The organism is Frigoribacterium sp. CFBP 8766 (assembly GCF_014841435.1).
In the GTDB taxonomy this organism is placed as follows: Bacteria; Actinomycetota; Actinomycetes; order Actinomycetales; family Microbacteriaceae; genus Frigoribacterium.
This window is the reverse complement of record NZ_JACYTX010000001.1, coordinates 405,547-426,570: the sequence shown is the minus strand read 5'-3', so window position 1 is coordinate 426,570 and position 21,024 is coordinate 405,547. Positions and strand designations below refer to the sequence as shown.

General features: G+C 72.5%; 21 protein-coding genes. 7 read left to right on the top strand and 14 right to left on the bottom strand.

Annotation, left to right across the window (positions count from 1 at the left end; genetic code table 11):
* The first annotated feature begins 114 nt into the window (after window positions 1-114).
* Window positions 115-1,068 (top strand): hypothetical protein, encoded by a 954-nt coding sequence (locus IFT90_RS02060; protein ID WP_192040754.1) that lies wholly within the window; start codon window positions 115-117, stop codon window positions 1,066-1,068.
* A 145-nt stretch (window positions 1,069-1,213) separates the two neighbouring features.
* Here IFT90_RS02060 and guaB read toward each other — a convergent pair whose 3' ends face one another.
* Window positions 1,214-2,716 (bottom strand): IMP dehydrogenase, encoded by a 1,503-nt coding sequence (guaB, locus tag IFT90_RS02055; protein WP_192040753.1) that lies wholly within the window; start codon window positions 2,714-2,716, stop codon window positions 1,214-1,216.
* Window positions 2,717-3,093: 377 nt separating this feature from the next.
* On the opposite strand from guaB, the gene IFT90_RS02050 reads away from it, so the two are divergent.
* The 4 genes from IFT90_RS02050 (at window position 3,094) to IFT90_RS02035 (ending at window position 7,313) form a co-directional block, all read left to right on the top strand.
* Entirely contained in the window at window positions 3,094-4,359 is a 1,266-nt protein-coding gene (locus IFT90_RS02050; RefSeq protein WP_123548293.1) for a branched-chain amino acid ABC transporter permease, read from the top strand.
* An 11-nt stretch (window positions 4,360-4,370) separates the two neighbouring features.
* Window positions 4,371-5,357 carry a branched-chain amino acid ABC transporter permease gene (locus tag IFT90_RS02045; protein WP_123547729.1) on the top strand — a complete coding sequence of 329 codons (987 nt, stop codon included), beginning with the start codon at window positions 4,371-4,373 and terminating at the stop codon, window positions 5,355-5,357.
* Window positions 5,358-5,460: 103 nt separating this feature from the next.
* On the top strand, window positions 5,461-6,528 hold the full coding sequence (locus IFT90_RS02040; protein ID WP_371812136.1) for an ABC transporter ATP-binding protein: 1,068 nt from the start codon (window positions 5,461-5,463) through the stop codon (window positions 6,526-6,528).
* Window positions 6,529-6,545: 17 nt separating this feature from the next.
* Window positions 6,546-7,313 (top strand): ABC transporter ATP-binding protein, encoded by a 768-nt coding sequence (locus IFT90_RS02035; RefSeq protein ID WP_371741009.1) that lies wholly within the window; start codon window positions 6,546-6,548, stop codon window positions 7,311-7,313.
* Between the two features lie 359 nt (window positions 7,314-7,672).
* On the opposite strand, the gene IFT90_RS02030 is transcribed toward IFT90_RS02035, so the two are convergent.
* From IFT90_RS02030 to groES, 3 genes are all read right to left on the bottom strand, one after another.
* Entirely contained in the window at window positions 7,673-9,001 is a 1,329-nt protein-coding gene (locus IFT90_RS02030) for an ABC transporter substrate-binding protein (protein WP_192040750.1), read from the bottom strand.
* A gap of 108 nt (window positions 9,002-9,109) precedes the next feature.
* Window positions 9,110-10,150, bottom strand: coding sequence for an EamA family transporter RarD (gene rarD / locus IFT90_RS02025; protein WP_192040749.1), 1,041 nt, complete (start codon window positions 10,148-10,150; stop codon window positions 9,110-9,112).
* A gap of 161 nt (window positions 10,151-10,311) precedes the next feature.
* Complete coding sequence (gene groES, locus IFT90_RS02020; protein ID WP_123355202.1) at window positions 10,312-10,608, bottom strand: co-chaperone GroES; 297 nt, start codon at window positions 10,606-10,608, stop codon at window positions 10,312-10,314.
* Between the two features lie 141 nt (window positions 10,609-10,749).
* Here groES and IFT90_RS02015 point away from each other — a divergent pair, with 141 nt between their 5' ends.
* The gene (locus tag IFT90_RS02015; RefSeq protein WP_192040748.1) at window positions 10,750-11,937 is read left to right on the top strand and encodes an SAM-dependent methyltransferase; all 1,188 of its coding nucleotides are present in this window, start codon (window positions 10,750-10,752) and stop codon (window positions 11,935-11,937) included.
* A gap of 72 nt (window positions 11,938-12,009) precedes the next feature.
* Here the strand turns inward: IFT90_RS02015 and IFT90_RS17410 are convergent, their stop codons facing one another.
* From IFT90_RS17410 to IFT90_RS01985, 6 genes are all read right to left on the bottom strand, one after another.
* Window positions 12,010-12,528 carry a DUF4190 domain-containing protein gene (locus tag IFT90_RS17410; RefSeq protein WP_192040747.1) on the bottom strand — a complete coding sequence of 173 codons (519 nt, stop codon included), beginning with the start codon at window positions 12,526-12,528 and terminating at the stop codon, window positions 12,010-12,012.
* A 637-nt stretch (window positions 12,529-13,165) separates the two neighbouring features.
* Window positions 13,166-13,540, bottom strand: coding sequence for a DUF4190 domain-containing protein (locus IFT90_RS02005; RefSeq protein WP_192040746.1), 375 nt, complete (start codon window positions 13,538-13,540; stop codon window positions 13,166-13,168).
* A 101-nt stretch (window positions 13,541-13,641) separates the two neighbouring features.
* Window positions 13,642-14,691 (bottom strand): tRNA (adenosine(37)-N6)-threonylcarbamoyltransferase complex transferase subunit TsaD, encoded by a 1,050-nt coding sequence (gene tsaD / locus IFT90_RS02000; protein WP_192041392.1) that lies wholly within the window; start codon window positions 14,689-14,691, stop codon window positions 13,642-13,644.
* 26 nt (window positions 14,692-14,717) lie between these two features.
* The gene (gene rimI, locus IFT90_RS01995; RefSeq protein ID WP_371812057.1) at window positions 14,718-15,239 is read right to left on the bottom strand and encodes a ribosomal protein S18-alanine N-acetyltransferase; all 522 of its coding nucleotides are present in this window, start codon (window positions 15,237-15,239) and stop codon (window positions 14,718-14,720) included.
* Entirely contained in the window at window positions 15,236-15,910 is a 675-nt protein-coding gene (gene tsaB, locus IFT90_RS01990; protein ID WP_192040745.1) for a tRNA (adenosine(37)-N6)-threonylcarbamoyltransferase complex dimerization subunit type 1 TsaB, read from the bottom strand. The genes rimI and tsaB overlap by 4 nt, the downstream gene beginning before the upstream one ends.
* Before the next feature lie 66 nt (window positions 15,911-15,976).
* Complete coding sequence (locus IFT90_RS01985) at window positions 15,977-16,723, bottom strand: SDR family oxidoreductase (protein WP_192040744.1); 747 nt, start codon at window positions 16,721-16,723, stop codon at window positions 15,977-15,979.
* Between the two features lie 165 nt (window positions 16,724-16,888).
* Here IFT90_RS01985 and IFT90_RS01980 point away from each other — a divergent pair, with 165 nt between their 5' ends.
* The gene (locus IFT90_RS01980) at window positions 16,889-17,731 is read left to right on the top strand and encodes a helix-turn-helix transcriptional regulator (RefSeq protein WP_192040743.1); all 843 of its coding nucleotides are present in this window, start codon (window positions 16,889-16,891) and stop codon (window positions 17,729-17,731) included.
* On the opposite strand, the gene tsaE is transcribed toward IFT90_RS01980, so the two are convergent.
* Genes tsaE through IFT90_RS01960 form a run of 4 tightly spaced genes read right to left on the bottom strand, consistent with a single transcriptional unit; the run spans window position 17,718 to window position 21,017 of the window.
* Window positions 17,718-18,299: a tRNA (adenosine(37)-N6)-threonylcarbamoyltransferase complex ATPase subunit type 1 TsaE gene (tsaE, locus tag IFT90_RS01975; RefSeq protein WP_371812135.1), complete on the bottom strand. Its 582-nt coding sequence runs from the start codon at window positions 18,297-18,299 to the stop codon at window positions 17,718-17,720. The two genes, IFT90_RS01980 and tsaE, sit on opposite strands and share 14 nt — an antisense overlap.
* A 2-nt stretch (window positions 18,300-18,301) precedes the next feature.
* Entirely contained in the window at window positions 18,302-19,501 is a 1,200-nt protein-coding gene (gene alr / locus IFT90_RS01970; protein ID WP_192040742.1) for an alanine racemase, read from the bottom strand.
* On the bottom strand, window positions 19,498-20,586 hold the full coding sequence (alr, locus tag IFT90_RS01965; RefSeq protein ID WP_192040741.1) for an alanine racemase: 1,089 nt from the start codon (window positions 20,584-20,586) through the stop codon (window positions 19,498-19,500). The genes alr (IFT90_RS01970) and alr (IFT90_RS01965) overlap by 4 nt, the downstream gene beginning before the upstream one ends.
* Entirely contained in the window at window positions 20,583-21,017 is a 435-nt protein-coding gene (locus tag IFT90_RS01960) for a holo-ACP synthase (RefSeq protein WP_192040740.1), read from the bottom strand. The genes alr (IFT90_RS01965) and IFT90_RS01960 overlap by 4 nt, the downstream gene beginning before the upstream one ends.
* Window positions 21,018-21,024: the final 7 nt, after the last annotated feature.

The following is a 21,024-nucleotide window of genomic DNA, read 5'->3' as shown; positions in this document are numbered from 1 at the left end:
GCTGCTGACCTGCGCCGTCGCGTGACTCCTCCCCAGCCGCCGTCGGGCTCGGCGCGTTCCCCCGCGGGCAGCTGCAGGGCTGCAGCGACCTGCGTCGGTCGGCAAGCTGGCGTCGTGATCACGTCCCTCGCCGAACAGCTGCTCCTGGCCCGCGACCTCGTCGAGACAGGGCGCGACGACCGCGAGCTCGCCCGCGCCTGCGCCGCGGGAGAGGTCGCTCGCGTCTGGCCCGGTGCCTACGTCGAGATCGGCACCTGGCGCATGCTCGATCCGCGTGAACAGCAGCGCCTCCGCTCGATCGCGGCCCTCGCGACTCGCCGGAAGGACGGGCTCCTCCTGTCCCACGAATCGGCCGCGCTCCTCTGGGGGCTTCCGACATGGGGCTGGCCTGCCGGACCGGTCGAGCTCGTCGACCCGACCGCCCGGCGAGGCACGTCGACCGCGCGCCTCCGCGTCCGGGCCTCGCCCCTCCACGCGGTCGAGCGAGCGAGCCGCTCGGGACTCCCGGTCACGTCCCTGGACAGGACGGTCACGGACCTGCTCTTCTCACGGAGCCGGGTCCAGGCCGTCGTCCTCGTCGATCACCTGTTGCACTCGGGGCTGGCGACCCGCGAGCACCTTCGTGTCCTGCTCGCTGCACGCCCCGCCGCAAGGCGACGTCGAGCGGCGGGATGGGCCGTCGACTTCGGGAGCGCCGGGGGCGAGTCACCCGGGGAGTCCGTCAGCCGCGTCCTCGCGCACGACGCGAGGTTCGTCGAGCCTCTGCTCCAGGTCCCGTTCGCCGACGGGGACGGGCCCATCGGGGTCGTCGACTTCGCGTTCCCCGTCCCGAACGACTCGGGTCGGCTCGTACTCGGGGAGTTCGACGGCGACGTCAAGTACCGAGGCGCGACCTACCGGCACGGTCGGACTCCGGAGCAGGTCGTCCAGGACGAGAAGGAGCGGGAAGACCGTCTCCGCGCCCTGCCCGCGACGGCCGGCTTCGTCCGCTGGACGCGCCGAGACCTCGCCGACGCCTCTCGCCTGACGGAGAAGTTGCGCCGTGCGGGCGTCGCCCGGAGGCGGTGACGGCGAAAAGGGACGAGGTAGGGGCGGACCCGCCCCTACCTCGTCCCTTTTCGCCTGTGACACGCGGCGCGGCGCCCGGGGCCGGCGCGCCGGGGCCGCCGCGCACCGCGGCGCACCGCGGCGCGGCACGGCGCGCGGCCAGGCGCTAGCGGCGGTAGTTGGGCGCCTCGACGACCATCTGCAGGTCGTGCGGGTGGCTCTCCTTGAGGCCGGCCGCCGTGATGCGGACGAACTTGCCCTTCATCTTCAGCTCGTCGACCGTGCGGCCGCCCACGTAGAACATCGACTGGCGCAGTCCGCCGGTGAGCTGGTAGACGACGTTGCCGAGCGCGCCGCGGTAGGGCACCTGGCCCTCGACGCCCTCGGGGATGAGCTTGTCGTCGGTGGGGACGTCGGCCTGGAAGTACCGGTCCTTCGAGTACGACGTGTTCTTGCCGCGGGTCTGCATGGCCCCGAGCGAGCCCATGCCGCGGTAGTTCTTGAACTGCTTGCCGTTCACGAAGACGAGGTCGCCGGGGCTCTCGTCGCAGCCGGCGAGCAGCGAGCCGAGCATGACGGTGTCCGCGCCGGCGACGAGCGCCTTGGCGATGTCGCCCGAGTACTGCAGGCCGCCGTCGGCGATGACCGGCACGCCGGCCTCCCGCGCGGCGAGCGACGCCTCGTAGACGGCGGTGACCTGGGGCACGCCCACGCCCGACACGACGCGGGTGGTGCAGATCGAGCCGGGGCCCACGCCGACCTTGATGGCGTCGGCGCCCGCCTCGATGAGCGCCGCGGCGCCCGAGCGGGTCGCGACGTTGCCCCCGATGACGTCGATCGCCGCGAACGACGGGTCGGCCTTGATGCGCTTGATCATGTCGAGCTCGCCGGCGCTCTCGCCGTTGGCGGTGTCGACGACGAGCACGTCGACGCCGGCGTCGCGGAGTGCGCACGCGCGCTTCCAGGCGTCGCCGAAGAAGCCGATCGCGGCGCCGACACGGAGGCGGCCCTCGTCGTCCTTCGTGGCGTCGGGGTACTTCTCGCTCTTGTCGAAGTCCTTCACAGTGATGAGGCCGCGGAGCTTGCCCGACTCGTCGACGAGGGGCAGCTTCTCGATCTTGTGCTGCGCGAAGATCGCGACGGCCGAGTCGGGGTCGACGCCCTCGGGGGCCGTGATGAGCGGCGCCTTCGTCATGACGTCGCGGACGAAGGTCGTCTGCATCTCGAACGGCGACACGAAGCGCATGTCGCGGTTGGTGATGATGCCGACGAGCGTGCCGTCGCGCTCGACGACCGGCAGGCCGGAGACGCGGAACTGGCCGCACAGGGCGTCGACCTCGGCCACGGTCGCGTCCGGGGACGTCGTGACGGGGTTCGTGATCATGCCCGACTCGCTGCGCTTGACCTTGTCGACGTGCGCAGCCTGATCTTCGATCGAGAGGTTGCGGTGGATGATGCCGATGCCGCCCTGCCGGGCCATGGCGATCGCCATGCGCGACTCGGTGACCGTGTCCATCGCGGCGGAGAGCAGCGGGACGGCGACGCGGATGCGCTTGGTGAGGCGCGACGAGGTGTCCGCCTCGCTCGGGATCACGTCCGTGCGCCCGGGGAGGAGCATGACGTCGTCGTACGTGAGTCCGATGAATCCGAACGGATCCGGCTGGTCCATGAGTCCCCTTCGAAGGAGCGAGTGAGGTGGGAGGAGGGAGCACCGGATCGCCGTCGAGTCCGGTGATCGATCTTAACCCGGCCCGCGCCTCCTGCATTCCTGCCCCTGACACGCCGAGATCCGGCCATCAGGACACGATTCGATGACGAATTTTCGACTCTCGCCTGTGTCCTGCACGAAACACGGCCGACACACAGCGAAAGTATCTTCACCAACGACGGTGAGCCAGCGGCACCCGGGGCATCGCCCCGACTGGCACCTGTCCAGGAGGTTCCGTGAAACCCGACACGACCATCGCACCGCGCGCGCTGCGGCCTGCCCTGATCGTCACCGTCCTCGCGCTGTTGCTCGGCCTCGCCGGCTCCTTCGTCTCGGTGATGCTGGCGCCCGCCGCAGCCCACGCGTCCGGCGGTGCGACCGCCTCGTGCACCGTCGACCCCGCCACCGGCTGCATCCAGGGCAGCATCCGCACCTCGGAGGGCGAGCCCGCGAGCGGGGTCGTCCTGCAGGTGGCCGGCCCCGGCGGCTTCGAGCAGACCGCGGAGGTGGACGGCACCGGCCGCTGGGCGCTGCCCGTCACCGAGGCCGGCCAGTACACGGTCACCCTCGACACCGACTCGCTGCCCGACGGCCAGTTCCTCACCAACGCGGAGCAGGACGAGCGCATGGTGAACGCCACGCTCGGCGCCAACGCGGGCGTGATCTTCCAGCTCAGCGAGACCGAGGGCGCCACCACCGGCGGCGCGCAGGCCTCGTCGTTCAGCTGGGACCGCGTCGCGCAGCAGTTCGCCTCGGGCATCCGCCTCGGCCTGCTGCTGGCCCTCGCGGCGATCGGCCTCTCGCTGATCTACGGCACCACGGGCCTCAGCAGCTTCTCGCACGGCGAGCAGGTCACCCTCGGCGGGCTCCTCGCCTACGTCTTCGCGAACCAGCTCGGCATGAACATCTTCCTGGCGGCGACGCTGACGGTGGTCATCTGTGCCGCGACCGGGTTCCTGCAGGACGCCGCGATCTGGAAACCGCTGCGGAAGAAGGGGCTGAGCCTCACGCAGCTGATGATCGTCACCATCGGCCTCTCGATCGCCCTGCAGTACGCGTTCCAGTACTTCTTCGGCGCCGCGACGGTGCGCATCCAGACGGCCAACCCGACGACGATCACGCTCGCCGGGGTCACCCTGACCGTGCAGTCGTACGTGGCCATGGGCATCTCGATCGTGGTGCTCGTGCTCACCGGGCTGTTCCTCACGAAGACGCGCACCGGCCGCGCCACCCGCGCCGTCTCGGACAACCCGGCGCTGGCCGCCGCCTCCGGCATCGACGTCGACCGCATCATCCGCCTGGTCTGGACGCTGGCCGCCGGCCTCGCGGGCCTCTCCGGCGTGATGCTCGGCCTCGTCCTCAACGGCGTCAACTGGATGACCGGCCTGCAGATCCTGCTGCTCATGTTCGCGGCCGTCACGCTCGGCGGACTGGGCACCTCCTTCGGGGCGCTCGTCGGCTCGCTCATCATCGGCGTCATCGTCGAGCTCACCAACCTGGTGCTCCCGGGTGACTTCAAGTACGCCACCGCACTGCTCATCCTGATCGTCATCCTGCTGTTCCGGCCGCAGGGCATCTTCGGTCGCGCCGAGCGGATCGGTTGAGGGGAAGAACCATGGACTACGTCATCGACCTCATCCGCCAGCTCACCGGCGAGGCGCTCGCCCCGACCACCGCGGCGTTCGCGCTCGCGGCCATCGGCCTCAACATCCACTTCGGCTTCACCGGCCTGATCAACATGGGCCAGGCGGCGTTCCTGCTCGTCGGCGCCTACGGCTTCGCGATCTCGCTCGTCAACGGCCTGCCCCTCGGGCTCGCCGTGCTCATCGGCCTCGCCGGCGGTCTCGTGTTCGCGCTCATCCTCGGCGTGCCGACGCTGAAGCTCAGGGGCGACTACCTCGCCATCGTGACCATCTGCGCCGCGGAGATCATCCGCATGGTCGGCCGCTCGAGCATCCTCACCGACGTGACCGGCGGCTCCAACGGCATCACGGGCTCGTCGTACCGCGACCCGTTCACCGCCCTGTCGCCGCTGCCGGACGGCCAGACCACGATCCTGTGGTTCACCTACGACAACAACGGCGTCAACGGCTGGTGGATCCGCATCGTCGCCTGGGCGCTCGTGGCCCTGCTCTGCCTCATCGTGTTCCTGCTCAGCCGCAGCCCGTGGGGCCGCGTGCTCAAGGGCATCCGCGAGGACGAGGACGCCGTGCGCAGCCTCGGCAAGAACGTGTTCTCGTACAAGATGCAGGCGCTGGTCTTCGGAGGCGTGATCGGCTCGTTGGCGGGCATCATCTACGTGCTGCCCTCGTCGGTCCAGCCCGACGCCCTCGGCCGCTCGACGACGTTCTTCATCTGGACGGCCCTGCTGCTGGGAGGCGCCGCGACGGTGTTCGGACCGGTGCTGGGGGCGATCCTGTTCTTCGTCGTCCGCCTCCTGATCCGCACCCTGGCAGGCGACTTCATCCCCGCGAGCATCATGAGCAACCAGCAGGCGGACCAGTTCTCGTACGTCCTCGTCGGCATCGCCCTGATGTGCCTCATCATCTTCCGCCCGCAAGGGATCCTCGGGAACAAGAAGGAGTTGTCGTTCAGTGTCTGAGACGAACGCGTCGAGCACGACCTCGGCGAACACGACCGGCGCCGCCGGCACGTCCGGCACCGCCGGCCGTCGCGACAAGCCCGGCTACGACTACGACCGCGAGGTGCTGCGCGGCAAGCTCGGCAGCGTCGAGCGCACCCCCGGCTCGGCCAAGCCCGACTCGATCCTCACCGTCGACAACGTCGTCCGTCGCTTCGGTGGCATGACCGCCGTCGACGTGCAGCACGTCGAGGTGCAGCGCGGCGCCATCACCGCGCTGATCGGCCCGAACGGCGCCGGCAAGACGACCTTCTTCAACCTGCTCACCGGGTTCGACAAGGCGTCGTCGGCACCGACCACGTTCAAGCGCGGGGCCGACACGGCCAAGTGGGTCTTCGACGGCAAGCCGATGGGCAACGTCGGCGCGGCCAAGGTCGCGCGGGCCGGCATGGTGCGCACGTTCCAGCTGACGAAGGCGCTCTCGCGCCTCACCGTCATGCAGAACATGCTGCTCGGGGCCCGCGACCAGCCCGGCGAGAACTTCTTCGTCGGCATCGTGCCGCCGCTCTGGCGGGCACGTGAGCGCGAGATCACGATCAAGGCCGAGGACCTGCTGCACCGCTTCAAGCTGCACGAGAAGAAGGACGACTACGCGGGCAGCCTCTCCGGCGGCCAGCGCAAGCTGCTCGAGATGGCCCGCGCGCTGATGAGCGACCCCGAGATGATCATGCTCGACGAGCCGATGGCCGGTGTGAACCCGGCCCTGACGCAGTCGCTGCTCGGCCACATCCAGAGCCTGCGCGACGAGGGCACCACGGTGCTCTTCGTCGAGCACGACATGCACATGGTGCGGCACATCTCGGACTGGGTCATCGTCATGGCCGAGGGCAAGGTCGTGGCCGAGGGCCCGGCCGACACCGTCATGGACGACCAGGCCGTCATCGACGCCTACCTCGGCGCGCACCACGACACCGACCTCGGCGACGACTCGCTGCTGACGGACGCGGTGCTCGAGGAGCTCGAGCAGGAGGTGGCGGCCGAGGACGCGGCCCGCGAGGGCGACGCGACGGGCGCCTCCTCGACGACCGGCTCAGGCGGCACGCCGGGACGCGACCTGCCCGGCTCCCCCGACCCGTCGACCCCGGCGGCCACGAACGCGGCCGCCGACCAGCAGAGCGGAGACAAGCGATGAGCGCCTCGACGACCGAGATGCACCCCGGCACCGAGAAGTTCGCCGGCATCGAGCCGATCATGAACGCCAGCGACCTCACGGCGGGCTACCTGCCGGGGGTGAACATCCTCAACGGGTGCGACCTGGTCTGCTACCCCGGCGAGCTGATCGGCATCATCGGCCCGAACGGCGCCGGCAAGTCGACGCTGCTCAAGGCCCTGTTCGGCCTCGTCAAGATCCACTCGGGCAGCGTCACGCTCGGCGGCGAGGACATCACGAACCTCAAGGCCAACAAGCTCGTGCAGGCCGGCGTCGGCTTCGTGCCGCAGACGAACAACGTGTTCCCCTCGCTCACCATCGAGGAGAACCTGCAGATGGGGATGTTCCTCCGCCCCAAGCTGTTCGCCGAGCGGCTCGAGTACATCTACGACCTGTTCCCCGTGCTCGGCGACCGCCGCGGCCAGCGTGCCGGGTCGCTCTCGGGCGGTGAGCGCCAGTCGGTCGCGATGGCCCGCGCGCTGATGATGGACCCCAAGGTGCTGCTGCTCGACGAGCCGTCGGCCGGCCTCTCGCCGGTGCGCCAGGACGAGACCTTCATCCGCACCCGCCGCATCAACAAGGCCGGCGTCTCGGTGATCATGGTCGAGCAGAACGCCCGCCGCTGCCTGCAGATCTGCGACCGCGGCTACGTGCTCGACCAGGGCCGCAACGCCTACTCGGGCACCGGACGCGAGCTGGCGGACGACCCGAAGGTGATCGAGCTCTACCTCGGCACCCTGGCCAAGGACGTCGACGACTCGCACTGACGACAGCACGACGAAGGCCCCGCACGTTCTCGTGCGGGGCCTTCGTCGTGTTCGAGGGGCAACTTGGATGCGTGGGGAAGATGTGCGTCGCGGGTGTCTCGGTGACGGGACCTGTCGCGTGGGTGCTGCCCGCACCTCCTTCGCCGGGGTCGTCGTCTCAGCGCGCGACGAAGTCGACAAATGCCGACCGTGAGCCTCTCAGCGGCTCGCTGAGCCTCCGAAAGTCCGTCATTGCAGGTCCTTTGGTCGGCATTCGCGAGCCCGGCAGCAGCGACCGGCGACCACCAGCCCGAAGGAGGCGCGGGCGACCGCCCAGNGGTGCCGCAGCACCGGGGCCTCTCCGTCACGCATGGGCCGTGTTACTCGACCTGGCCCTCGACCGCCGTCTGGTAGACGGGGACGTTGTTGTCGTCGAACTTGTAGATGCCGATGAAGGCGCTCGACGGGTCGTTCTGGTCGTCGAACGGACCGATGCCCGAGGGGCCGGTGTAGTGGATGTCGTCGCCGGCCTCGATGGCCGTGACGCACTCCGCGAACGTGGTGCACTCGGTGCCCTCGTCAGCACCGGACACCGCAGCCATGTTGGCCTGGATGGTGCCCGAGTCCGTGCCCCCGCCCTTCACCGCGGCGAGCGCGGCGAGGATGACGGCGTCGTAGGACTCCTGCGCGTACGAGTAGTCGGCCAGGGCCGAGCCCGCGGTGCGCTGGTAGTACTCGGCGAAGCGCGACTGCAGGTCGGTCGACGGGAACGCACCGGGGATGGTGCCCTGGGCGCCGGCGAGGGTGCCCGGGTCGAAGTCCTCGCTGTAGTCGGCCGTGTTGCCGTCCGACATGTAGACCGTGCTGATGTCGGCGCCCTGCGAGATGAGCTCGGGGACGATCGACTTGGTCTCGTCGAAGGTGACGATCGCGTCGGGGTTCGTGGCCAGCGCGGCCGTCACCTCGGACGAGAACGTGGTCTGGCCGGGGGGGAACTCCTGGCCCTCGCCGGACGCGCCGTAGACGACGGTGCCGCCCGAGGCCTCGATCGACTCCTGGACGGAGTCGCGCAGGCCGGTGCCGTAGGTGTCGTTGAAGACGAGGAACGCGACGTTGGCACGGCCGTCGTTGACGATCTGCGTGCCGAGCGCGCTGCCCTGGACCGAGTCCGGCGGAGCGGTGCGGAAGTAGTACGACGAGTAGCCGCTGAGCGAGGTCGCCGTGTTGGCGGGCGAGATCTCGACGATGCAGGCGGCGGTGAGCTGGTCGATGACGTTGAGCGTGACGCTCGACGACTCTGCGCCGATCGCGACCGGCACCTTCGCGTCGATCAGCTGCGTCGCTGCGGCGCTCGAGACGGTGAGGTCGTTGCTGTCGCCGGAGTCGGTCGCGGGGTCGATCGTGACGTCCTGGCCGAGCACGCCGCCGGCGGCGTTGATGTCCTCGACGGCGAGGCCGACGCCGGCCTCGGCGGGCGGGGCCAGGTAGGCGAGCGTGCCCGTGTTCGGCAGGATGGTGCCGATGCGGAGGGCGTCCTGGCCGGGGCTGCTGGGCGCCTCGCAGGAGGCCGCGGGGTCGGCCTTGGTCGTCGACGACGCGGACGACGAGGGGTCGTCGGTCGAGGAAGAGGTGGTGGAACAGGCTGCGAGCAGAACGGAGGCGGCTCCTGCGAGCGCCAGGGCCCTCAGCCCTTTGGTGGATCGGATCATCCGTGGTCCCTTTCATGAAGCGCGTACAGCCGGACCGACACTAGGTGGACGGTCCCCGCGATTGAGAAGAAACTAGGGGCGGAATGTTTCCTGCGTGTGTTCTCCCGGTCACCCTGCCGTTTCGTTAGCAATTCGTGACATCGACTCAGCACCTGCCGCGCGGTCGCCCGCAGGGCCGGCGTCACGTCCGCCGGCGGGGTCAGGGGCCAGGGCCGCCGCACGGTCGGCCTCGCGGCCTCGCGCACGGCTCCTCCGGCTCGTCACGACCATGTCGGTGGTGAGCACGATCAGCGCGACCCAGACGATGGCGAAGCCGATCCACCGGCTCGTCGGCATCTCCTCGTGCAGCAGCACGACCCCGACGACGAACTGCAGCACGGGCGCGAGGTACTGCGTCAGCCCGATGGTCGCCAGCGGCAGCCGACGTGCGGCGGCGGCGAAGAGCAGGAGCGGCACCGCCGTCACGATCCCCGAGCTGATCACCGTCAGCGTGTGCACGAGGCTGACGGTGCCGAACACGACACCCCCGCCGATGCCCGTGACGGCCAGCACGACGAGCGCGACCGCCGCGAACGGCGCGACCGCCATCGTCTCGAGGGTCAGCCCGCTGACGGCGTCGACCTTGCCGCCCATCTGCTTCTTGACGAGCCCGTAGGCCCCGAACGAGAAGGCCATGATCAGCGAGGGCCACGGCACCCCGCCCGTGCCCACCGTGATGACGACGACGGCCACGGCGCTCAGGCCGATCGCGACCCACTGCACCGGCCGGAGGCGCTCGCGCAGCACCAGCACCGCGAGCAGCACCGTGACGATCGGGTTGATGAAGTAGCCGAGGGCAGCCTCGACCACGTGCCCGGCCAGGGTCGCGACGATGAAGGTCGTCCAGTTGACGACGATGAGCACGCCGGCCAGCGCCATGGTGCCGACGACCCGCCCCTGACGCAGCAGCGCGAGGAAAGCCGGGAACCCGCGGGTGACGGCGAGCAGCACGACGCAGAAGGCGAGGGAGAAGAGGATGCGCCACGAGACGATCTCGAACGGCCCCGAGGGCGACATGAGCAGGAAGAACACCGGCAGCACGCCCCACAGGCCGTAGGCGCTGACGGCGTAGGCGAGGCCGCCCGACGAGGAGGTGCGGGTGCGGGTCACGAGAGCGCTCTGCGGTTCACGGGACGACTCTAGGGCGGGCCGCCGTCGTCGGACACGGCCACTCCTGCCACGCTGGCTCGCTCCGCTGCCGTTCCCGCCCGGGGACGACGGAGGCCCCCGCCTGGGCGGGGGCCTCCGGGTGGAGCAGGTGCGTCGTCTGCCTAGCGGACGATGACGGCGAGGACGTCGCGCGCCGAGAGGACGAGGTAGTCCTCGCCGGCGTACTTGACCTCGGTGCCGCCGTACTTGCTGTAGATGACCTTGTCGCCGACGGCGACGTCGAGCGGCACGCGGTTGCCGTTGTCGTCGATGCGACCCGGTCCGACCGCCACGACCTCGCCCTCCTGGGGCTTCTCCTTGGCGGTGTCGGGGATCACGAGGCCGGAAGCCGTGGTCTGCTCGGCTTCGACCTGCTGGATGACGATGCGATCTTCGAGCGGCTTGATGGAGACCGACACGGTTGACCTCTGCTTTCTCGGAACTTCGTAGAACGTGGGCTGGCACTTGCCACGTGCGAGTGCCAGAACAACTGTAGAGCCGAACTGGCACTCGGTCAATCCGAGTGCCAGAGTCGGTCGGCGATGGGCGAGACTGGTGGCATGGACACTGCTGAGCTGCTCGACGTGCTCTCGCCCGAGGGGCTCCGACTGCTCGACTCGCTCCCTGCGTGGAGCGCGTCCGACGACGTCGTCGGCGCCGTCGCGGCGCTCCGCCGGCAGGGCCACTCGCCCTCCCTGGTCGCGGCCGTGCTGAGTCAGTCCCGGCTCCGGGCCAAGGCCGTCGCGAAGTTCGGCGACTTCGCCAGCCGCATGCTCTTCACCGAGGCCGGTCTCGAGCAGGCCACGCGCCTCCCCGTCGCCGCCCGTCACGCCGGCCGCTACCGGGCCGCCGGGCTCCGCAGCGTCGCCGACCTCGGCTGCGGCATCGGCGGCGACGCGCTCGCCCTGGCCGCCCTCGAGCTCGACGTGCTGGCGGTCGACCGCGACGAGGTCACCGCGGCCGTCGCCTCCTACAACCTCGCGCCGTGGGCCTCGTCCCGCGTCGTGCACGGCGACGCCGCGACGGTCGACGTCGGCGACGTCGAGGGCGTGTTCCTCGACCCGGCCCGCCGCACGGCCGGCCACTCCGCGACGAGGCGCCTGGCCGACCCGGCCGACTGGTCGCCCTCGCTCGACGTCGCGTTCGGCTGGGCCGAGCGACTGCCCACCGGGGTCAAGCTCGGCCCCGGCGTCGACCGCGAGCTGCTGCCCCTCGACGCCGAGTGCCAGTGGATCTCGGTCGACCGCGAGGTCGTCGAGGTCGGCGTCTGGTTCGGGCCGCTCGCCCGCCCCGGCGTGGGCCGGGCCGCGCTCGTCGTGGGAGCGCACGGCACGGCCGAGCTGACCGCTCCCGCCGACTCCGACGACGTCGAGGTCGGCGAGCTCGGCGAGTACCTCTACGAGCCCGACGGAGCCGTCATCCGCGCCCGGCTGATCGGCGACCTGGCTCGGCGGCTCGGTGCCCGGTCGCTCAGCCGGGACATCGCGTGGCTCACCTCCGACGAGGCGGTCGAGACGCCGTTCGCCCAGGTGTTCCGCGTCGTCGAGACGTTCCCGCTCGACGAGAAGACCCTCAAACGCGAGCTGCGCACCCGGGGCATCGGCCGGCTCGAGATCAAGAAGCGCGGCGTCGACGTCGACCCCGCCGCGTTCCGCAAGCGGCTGTCGCTGCAGGGCACGCACGCCGCGACCCTGGTGCTGACCCGGGTGGCCGGTCGCCACACGGCTCTGCTCTGCGAGCGCGTCTGACGTCCGGTCGTCCCGGCGGCCGGCCGTCCCGACGGACCGTCGCCCGGACGAACTGCCCCTGGGAGGCGCGGGTCAGGACTGTCCGTAGCCCCCGTCGAACGTGCCGGACGACCCGCCGGGCATGCTCGCGAAGAAGACGATCAGCCCGATCCAGATGATCACCGCGAGCGCGATGCCCGCGTAGCCGACGATGAGGCCCGGCAGCCAGAGCTTGCGGGCCTGCCGCTCACGCCGGCCGGCGATGTGGCCGAGCACGACCGCCGCGATCGAGAACACGACGCCGGCACCGAAGGTGACGATGACCCCGAGGAACCCGACGATCGACGCGACGAGCGACAGGACGCTGAGGACGCTCGAGGGCTTCGTGGCACCTGCCGAAGCGTAGGGCGAGTACGCCGCGCCGTAGGGCTGCTGGGGGGCGCCGTACTGCTGCTGCGCTCCGTAGGGCTGCTGCTGCGGGGGTGCGCCGTAGGGCTGCTGAGTCGCGCCGTACTGCTGCGGGGGCACGCCGTACTGCTGCGGGGGCACGCCGTACTGCTGCTGAGGCTGCGACGGGCCGCCGTAGGGCTGCTGCCCCTGCTGCCCGTACACGGGCCGAGGCGGAGCCTGCGGCGCACCGTACGGAGCAGACGCCGGAGGCTGCGGCGCACCATACGGAGCAGACGCCGGAGGCTGCGGCGCACCATACGGAGCCGACGCCGGAGGCTGCGGCGCACCATACGGAGCCGACGCCGGAGGCTGCGGCGCACCGTACGGAGCCGACGCCGGAGGCTGCGGCGCACCGTACGGAGCCGACGCCGGAGGCTGCGGCGCACCGTACGGAGCCGACGCGGGAGCCTGCGGCGCGGACGGCGCGGCGCCCGGCGCGACGAACGGGTGGTGCGAGGGCTGGGGCGCGGGCGGCTGCGAGGCGGCGCCGGGGAAGGCGGTGGGCGGCAGCGGCGGCGACGAGGCGGGTCGGTCGTGGTCGCCCGACGAGGCAGGCGCGTGCTCGCCCGACGGGGCAGGCGCGGGAGCCGAGCCGGTTGCCGGCTGCTCGGTGTTCGGGTCGTCGGTGGCCATGGGGAGCCTTTCGCGTGCGGGGCTGCTGCGGACGAGTCGTGCGGTCGGCACGCTCAGGATGCGGGAACGGGGCCCGCGCCGGTGAGCGCGGACCCCGTCATGCTATCCACCGAGTCGATGAGGGGACCCAGGACCCCGGTCGCGGACCCAGAGGCCCGCGGACGTGTCAGTAGGTCTCGTAGTCGCCGAGGCCCGCCGAGGCGGCGGCCGCGAAGAAGACGACGAAGATGATCACGAGGATGATGCCCAGCGCGATCGCGGCGTAGCCGAGGATCGTGCCCCACAGCGCCATGCTGCGGCCCTCTTCGCCGGTCTTCTTGATCTGGCTCAGCGAGATGTGGCCGACGACGATGGCGCCGATGCTGGCGATGCCCGTGAAGAAGCCGGCGATGCCGAGGATCAGGGCGACGAGGGCGAGCGAGTTGCGCTGGGCCGGGGCGCCGTAGCCGCCGTTCGGCGCCGGGGGCGCCTGGTACGGGTTCTGCTGGTAGGCGTCCTGCTGGTAGGGCTGGCCCTGGGGGGCCGGGTTCTGGTCGGTCATGTCCGGGGTCTCCTTGGTCGTGAGGCCCCCACCTTAGCGCGAGGGGCCAGCGACGGCTCGGCAGCGCTCGGGGCCTGTGGACGACGGAGGCGCGGTGCGCGTCAGACCTGGACGACCGTCACCGGCAGCGTGGAGTCCGCCCCGAAGTCGAGCGGCGACGGCGCCCGCCCCCGGGAGACGAGCTGTGCGCCGAGGGCCGCGATCATGGCGCCGTTGTCGGTGCAGAGCGACAGGGGCGGCACGCGCAGCTCCACTCCGGCTGCCGCGCAGCGCTCCTCCGCGAGCTGCCGCACCCGGGCGTTGGCGACGACTCCCCCGCCGAGCAGCAGGCGCGGCACGCCGAGCTCGGCGCACGCGTCGAGCGCCTTCGTGAGCAGGACGTCGGCGACCGCCTCGCGGAAGCTGGCGGCCACGTCCGCGACCGGCACCTCCTGCCCCTCGTCGCGGCGGCGCTCGACCCACCGGGCGACGGCGGTCTTGAGACCCGAGAACGAGAAGTCCCAGCGGTGGGCCGCCCTGTCCTTCGGCAGGGTGAGCCCCCGGGGGAACCGGATCGCGGCCGGGTCTCCCCCGACGGCGACGCGGTCGATGTGCGGTCCGCCGGGGTAGGGCAGGCCGAGCAGACGGGCGACCTTGTCGAAGGCCTCGCCCGCCGCGTCGTCGATCGTCTCGCCGAGCAGCTCGACGTCGTCGACGAGGTCGCGCACGTGCAGCAGCGAGGTGTGTCCGCCCGAGACGAGCAGGGCGACGGTCGGCAGCTCGAGGTCGCTGCCGTCGTCGCGCAGCACGTCGGCGCCGACGTGCCCGACGAGGTGGTTCACGGCGTAGAGGGGCTTGCCGGTGGCGAGCGCGAGCGCCTTGGCCGCGCCGACCCCGACCATGAGGGCGCCGGCCAGCCCGGGGCCGCTCGTGACGGCGATCGCGTCGACCTCGTCGAGCGTCAGCCCGGCCTCGGCGAGCGCTGCGCGCAGGGCGGGCTCCATCGCGTCGAGGTGGGCGCGGGCGGCGACCTCGGGCACGACGCCGCCGTAGCGGGCGTGCTCGTCCATCGACGACGAGATGACGTTGGCGAGCAGCTCGGTGCCGCGCACGATGCCGACCCCGGTCTCGTCGCAGCTCGTCTCGATGCCGAGCACGACGGGGGCGTGCATCGGCGCCGAGGAGGTGGTCGTCTCGGTCACAGCAGGGGCTCGCTCTCGCTCGTCTCGATCGTCGCGCCTGCCGGCTCGGTCGTCGTCGCCGGCACCCGCAGCCGCATGACCACCGCGTCGACGGCGTCGGGCATGTAGTAGCGGGGGCGCACGGCGATCGCCTCGAAGCCGAGCGACTCGTAGAGGCTCTGCGCCCCGGGGTTGTCGGCACGCACCTCGAGGAACACCTCGCGGACGCCCCGACGCCGGGCTTCGGCGATCATCTGGCCCATCAGCGCCCGTCCGAGCCCCGAACGCCGAGCCTCGGGCAGCACGGCGATGGTCTGGACGTCGGCGTCGGGAGCGCCGGGCAGCACCATGAGACCGCTGTAACCCACGATGCGGGTGTCGTCGGCGTCGGGCGTGGCGACCAGGTAGAAGCCGTCGCGGGAGGCGAGCTCGTGCGCCATCCCGTCGCTCGACCAGGCGTCGTTCACGAAGACCGACGTCTCGATCGCCATCACGGCGTCGAGGTCGTCCACGGAGGCGCGTCGCAGCCGGAAGCTCACTGGCTGACCGTCTTCGGCCGGGCCGCCGGCGTCACGTCGGGCTCGCGCAGGTAGAGCGGAGCAGCGTCGGCGAACGGCCGGCCGTGCTCGAAGAGCCGCTCGGCCAGCATGCCGAGCGCACCGGCCGAGACGACGGTGTCGTCGGGATCGGTGCGGGGCCAGGCCGAGGAGGCGCCGGTCGCGTCGTCGAGGAGCGCCGGCACCACGAGCGCCGGCCCCCCGGCGGACACGGGGAGGCCGTCGTCGTCGAGGCCCGACCACGCCGTCCAGGCCACCTCGCGACGGCGCGCGTCGGTCACGACGACGAGCGGGGAGTCGAGACGGCCGCCGGCGTCGGAGACCGATCTGCCGGCCGCGGCGCTGAGGCGCTCGAAGGCGATCGCGTCGTGGCTGCCGACAGCGAGGCAGGGCACCCCGGCGCCGAACGCGTAGGCACGGGCGGCGACGATTCCGACCCGGAGACCGGTGAACGGGCCGGGCCCGACGCCCGCGACGACCGCGCTGAGGTCGCGCGGGGCGACGCTGGCCTCGGTCGTGACGGCCTCGATCAGCGTGCCGATCACCTCGGCGTGCCGACGCGTGTCGGCGACCGACCGCTCGGCGAGGACCCCGCCGTCGCGGTCGACGACGGCGACGGCCGTGCCGGCGGAGGTGTCGATGGCCAGGATCACGAGGTCAATCGTAGGCGGTGCCGCCGACGCGGCCCGCGCCTCCTCGGCTCGACCGGGACGGGCAGGTCAGCGGTGCTGCGAGAGGAGGTCGAGCACGTCAGCGTGGCGCCCCTCGGCCTCGGCGTCGCGGAGGAACCGCACGCGCTGCACGAGCACCTCCTCGACGTCGGGCTGCTGCTCGAGGATCCGCACGGTCTCGTCGAGGAACTCCTCGAGCGGCATGGCCGACTCGTCGTCCTGCTGGCCCATGAGCGTCGTCTGCACGGCCGGCGGCACGAGCTCGACGACCTGGAGGGGCGTGTCGGCCCACTGCACGCGGAGGCTCTGGGTGAACGAGTGCACCGCGGCCTTCGTGGCGGAGTAGGTCGGCGTCACGGGCAGGGGCACGAACGCCAGGCCCGACGAGACGGTCATCAGCACGCCGTCCGGCTTGGCCGCGAGCCAGGGGCCGAACGCGGCCGCCGTGCGGATCGTGCCGAGCAGGTTCGTCGTGACGATCGACTCGGCGACGTCGAGGTGCCCGGGGTCACGGAGGTCCTCGGGGAGCATGATGCCCGCCATCGTCACGACGACGTCGAGGTCGGGGTGGTCGCGGGTGACCGTCTCGAAGGCCGAGCGGATCGACTCGGGGTCGGCGACGTCGAGCTCGACCGCGTGCACGCCGGGGTGCGTCGCGACGATCTCGTCGAGCAGCGCACGGCGGCGTCCCGCGACGATGACGGTGTCGCCACGGGCGCTCAGGCGCTCGGCGAGGCCGAGGCCGATCCCGGACGTGGCGCCGGTGATCAGGACGGTGTTCCCGGTGGTCTTCATGGTGTCTCCTCGGTCGTGCGGCCCGTCGGTGTCGTCCGGCGGCGTCGGGGCCCGGGGCCCCGTCGCAGCCCAGCCTGCGCCGCGCCTCCCTGTCCGGGAAGGGAGCGCCCATCGGGGGAGCGCCGGTCCCTGGTCCGCGCCGCCGCCAGGGGCGAGGATGGCCCCATGGACCGTCCCGGACTCGCCGAGTTCCTCCGCGCACGCCGCGAGGCGCTGCAGCCCTCCGACGTCGGCCTGCCCGCCGGCGCCCGTCGTCGCACCGCCGGCCTGCGGCGCGAGGAGATCGCCGCGGTGGTCGGCATGTCGTCCGACTACTGGGCCCGCCTCGAGCAGCGCCGGGGGCCGCAGCCCTCCGACCAGATGCTCACGGCCATCGCCCGCGGGCTGCGCCTCGACCTCGACGAGCGCGACCACCTGTTCCGCCTCGCCGGCCACGAGGCTCCCCGCCGCGCACGCCGCTCTCCGCACGTGAGCCCCGGCCTGATGCGCGTGCTCGACCGCCTCGACGACACTCCTGCCCTCGTCATCACCGAGCTCGGCGAGACCCTGGCGCAGAACCGGCTCGCCGCCGCGGTCTTCGGCGACGGGCTCGGCTGGACCGGCCTCGACCGCAGCGGCATCCACCGCTGGTTCGCCCACCCGGAGGCGCGCGGCCAGTACCCGGAGCACGACCACGAGCACCAGGGCCGGCTCCAGGTCGCGCAGCTGCGCGTCGCCGCGTCGATGCCCGATCCCGACCCGCTGGCGGCGCGCGTCGTGGCGAGCCTCCTCGCGTCGAGCGACGAGTTCCGTCGCTACTGGGACCTGCAGGAGGTGGGCAGCCGCTTCGACGAGCACAAGACCCTGCGGCACCCCGAGGTCGGCGAGATCGAGGTGCACTGCCAGGCGCTCTTCACCGAGGACCAGTCGCAGGTGCTGCTCGTGCTCACCCCCGTGCCCGGGTCGGGCGCCGCCGAGGCGCTCGGGCTGCTCGGCGTCGTGGGGGAGCAGCGGTTCAGCCGGTCGTGAGCCGGACGCCCTCCCAGCGCGGGCCGTGCGCCGTGATCGTCAGGCGGCGCGGCTCGTCGGCGACGTCGTCGGGGTCGGTGTCGGAGTCGGAATCGGCGAGGCCGTCGGGGTCGGGGAGGCCCTCGGGGTCGCGGCCGTCGTCGCCGTGCCCGCCTCCCGCTCCCGTCGGGCGCTCGATCACGACGTCGAGCCACGACTCCGCCACGCCGTCGAGCAGCCCGGCGCCCCACTCGACGACGACGACCGCCCCCTCGTAGTCGAGGTCGAGGTCGTCGAGCTCGTCGGCGCCGCCCAGCCGGTACGCGTCGACGTGCACGAGCGGCACGCCCGAGGCCGTCGGGTGCGTGCGCGCGAGGACGAACGTGGGGCTCGCCACCTGGCCGCGCACCTGCAGCCCGGCGCCGAGGCCGCGGGTCAGCGTGGTCTTGCCGGCGCCCAGCGGCCCCGTCAGCACCAGCAGGTCGCCGGCCCGCAGCAGCCCGGCGAGCCGGCGGCCGAGCGCCTCCGTCGCCTCGGTGTCGGCGAGGTCGCCGGCGAACAGCACCCGGCCCGCAGGAGGCGGCGGCACGGTCACGAGGACGCCCCGGCGGCCGCCCCGTCGGGCGCCGTCGCGGTCGCACCAGAGTCGACTCCCCCGCCGGTCCTGCCGAGGTAGTGCCGCGGCACGCGCGCGCCGATGCGGCAGGAGACCTCCTCCGGGATGCTGTCGGTCAGGTCGGCCCACTCGCCGATGGTGAGCTCGCCGTCGTCGCCGGGGCCGAAGAGCAGCACCTCGTCGCCGACCTCGACCTCGTCGTCGCCGACGTCGACGAGGAACTGGTCCATCGCGACGCGGCCTACGATCGGGTACCGCCGGCCGTGGATCGTCACCTGTGCCCGCTGCTGCGCACGCCGGCTCACGCCGTCGGCGTAGCCCAGGGGCACGAGGGCGAGCGTGGTGTCGCGCTCGGCCCGCCAGGTGTAGTCGTACGAGACGCCGGTGCCGGCCGCGACGCGCTTGACGCGCACCACGCGGGCGCCGAGGGTCAGCACGGGGCGGAGCCCGCGGTCGGCGGCGGTCACGCCCTCCGTGACGGGGTTGCCGTAGCCGTTCGAGCCCATGCGGACCATGTCGAAGCGCCGCTCGGGGTGCTCCATGCCCGCCGAGCTCGACGACATGTGGCGCTTCTCGAACGTCGCGCCCAGCGCCTCCGCGTCCTCGAGCGCCCTGCGGAACACGAGGGAGGCGGCGTGGTCGTCGGCCTCGCTCGTCTCGGACACGTGCGAGAACGCGCCGCGCAGCCGCACCGTGCCCTCGTCGCGCAGCTCGACGGCGCGCGCGACGAAGGCGGGCCAGTCGGCGGGCAGGCAGCCCTCGCGGTGCAGCCCGGTGTCGATCGTGAGGTGGACGAGGGCCTCGTGGTCCGGGCCCGCCGCCCGGGCGGCGGCGGCGAACGACTCGAGCTGCTCGAGGGTCGAGACCCCGAGGTCGACCCGGAGCCGCACGGCGGCGTCCCAGTCCTCGTCGGGGCCGAGCTGCCAGGCGAAGAACGACGCCTCGTCGCCGACGCCCGCCCGGCGCATCTCGTACGCGGGCTGCGGCTCGACCGTGCCGAACCAGCGGATCCCGGCGGCGAGCGCCTCGGGCACGATCACCTCGGCGCCCAGCGAGTAGGCGTCGGCCTTGACGATCGCGAGCACCTCGACCGGCGCCATGCGCTCGATCAGCGAGGTCAGGTTCGCCCGGTAGGCGGCCAGGTCGATCGTCGCGCGGCGCATCCAGGCCGTCATGCGGTGCTCCTCGGGAGTCGTGCGGAGAGCGAGGCGACGACGTCCCAGGTGATGCTGCCGGAGGCGCGGGCCCAGTCGTCGGCGCCCTGTCGCCCGAGCGCCGGGTCGCCGAACACGACGACCTCGTCGCCGACCTCGACCGGGTCGTCTCCGACGTCGATCACGAGGGCGTTCATGGCGATGCGCCCGCGCACGCGGTAGGTGCGCTGGCCGATCGTCACCGACGCGCGGTCGCTCGCGGCGCGGTCGATCCCGTCCGAGTAGCCGACCGGGACGACGGCGATGGTGGTGTCGCGCTCGGGCCGGAACAGGTACCCGTACGAGACGCCCTCGCCGGCGGGGACGCGCTTGGTCGACGTCACGGGCGCCGTCATCGTCAGGGCAGGCCGGAGACCCAGGTCTGCCGAGGTGCGGTCGGGGAACGGGCTCAGTCCGTAGGCCGCCAGCCCGAGACGCACCATCGTGGTGTGGGAGCCCTCGTAGTGCAGGGCCGCCGCCGACGCCGCGAGGTGCCGGAGCGGCGGCTCGACGCCCCGCTCGCCGAGGGCGGCGGAGGCACGGAGGAAGGAGGCGAGCTGCAGCCCGTCCTCCTCGGGCGACGTGTTCGAGAGGTGGCTCATCAGCCCCTCGACGGGCAGCACGTCGCGCAGCTCGGCGGCCCGGTCGAACAGGGCGGGCCACTCGGACTCGACGGCCCCGTTGCGGCTGAGCCCGGTGTCGACGCAGAGGTGGACGGCGCGGACGCCCGCCGCCGCGGCCGCCTCGAGCTGCGCGAGGTCGGAGACCGCGGGCGTCACGTCGTGCCGGGCCGCCTGCTCGAACGTCTCGCCGGGCGCGTGCAGCCAGGCGAGCACCGGCGTCGTGATGCCCGCGCGGCGGAGCTCGAGGGCCTCGTCGAGGTCGGCGACGCCGAGCCAGTCGACGCCGGCGGCGGCGAAGGCCCGGGCGCTCTCGACGGCGCCGTGCCCGTAGGCGTTCGCCTTGACGACGACCATCACGAGGGCGGAGCCCGCCCTCTCGCGGAGCACCCCGACGTTGTGGGCGAGGGCCGCCGTGTCGACGGCGAGCCGGACGTCCTGCGTCACGCGACCACCGCCTCCTCGTCCGACGAGCGCGCCGAGCGCGCCGACGGCTCCTGGCCGGGCTCGGGCCCCTCGGCGACGACGTACGCGACGGCGACGCCGCCGTCGTGGCTGAGCGACAGGTGGAGGCGCGTCACGCCCCGCGAGTCGGCCAGCGACCGCGCTCCCCCGGCGAGCACGAGGCTCGGCGCCCCGTCGGGGTCCGACTCGACGACGACGTCGTGCCAGCGCACCCCGGCCGAGCCGCCCAGGGCCTTGATGAGCGCCTCCTTGGCGGCGAAGCGGGCCGCCAGCGACTCGACGCGACGGGGCGAGCCGTCACGCAGCACCAGCTCGGCCTCGCCGAACAGGCGGGTGCGCAGGGCCGGCGTGCGGTCGAGCGAGCCCTCGAAGCGGTCCAGGTCGACCACGTCGACCCCGATGCCCACGATCACGATCTGC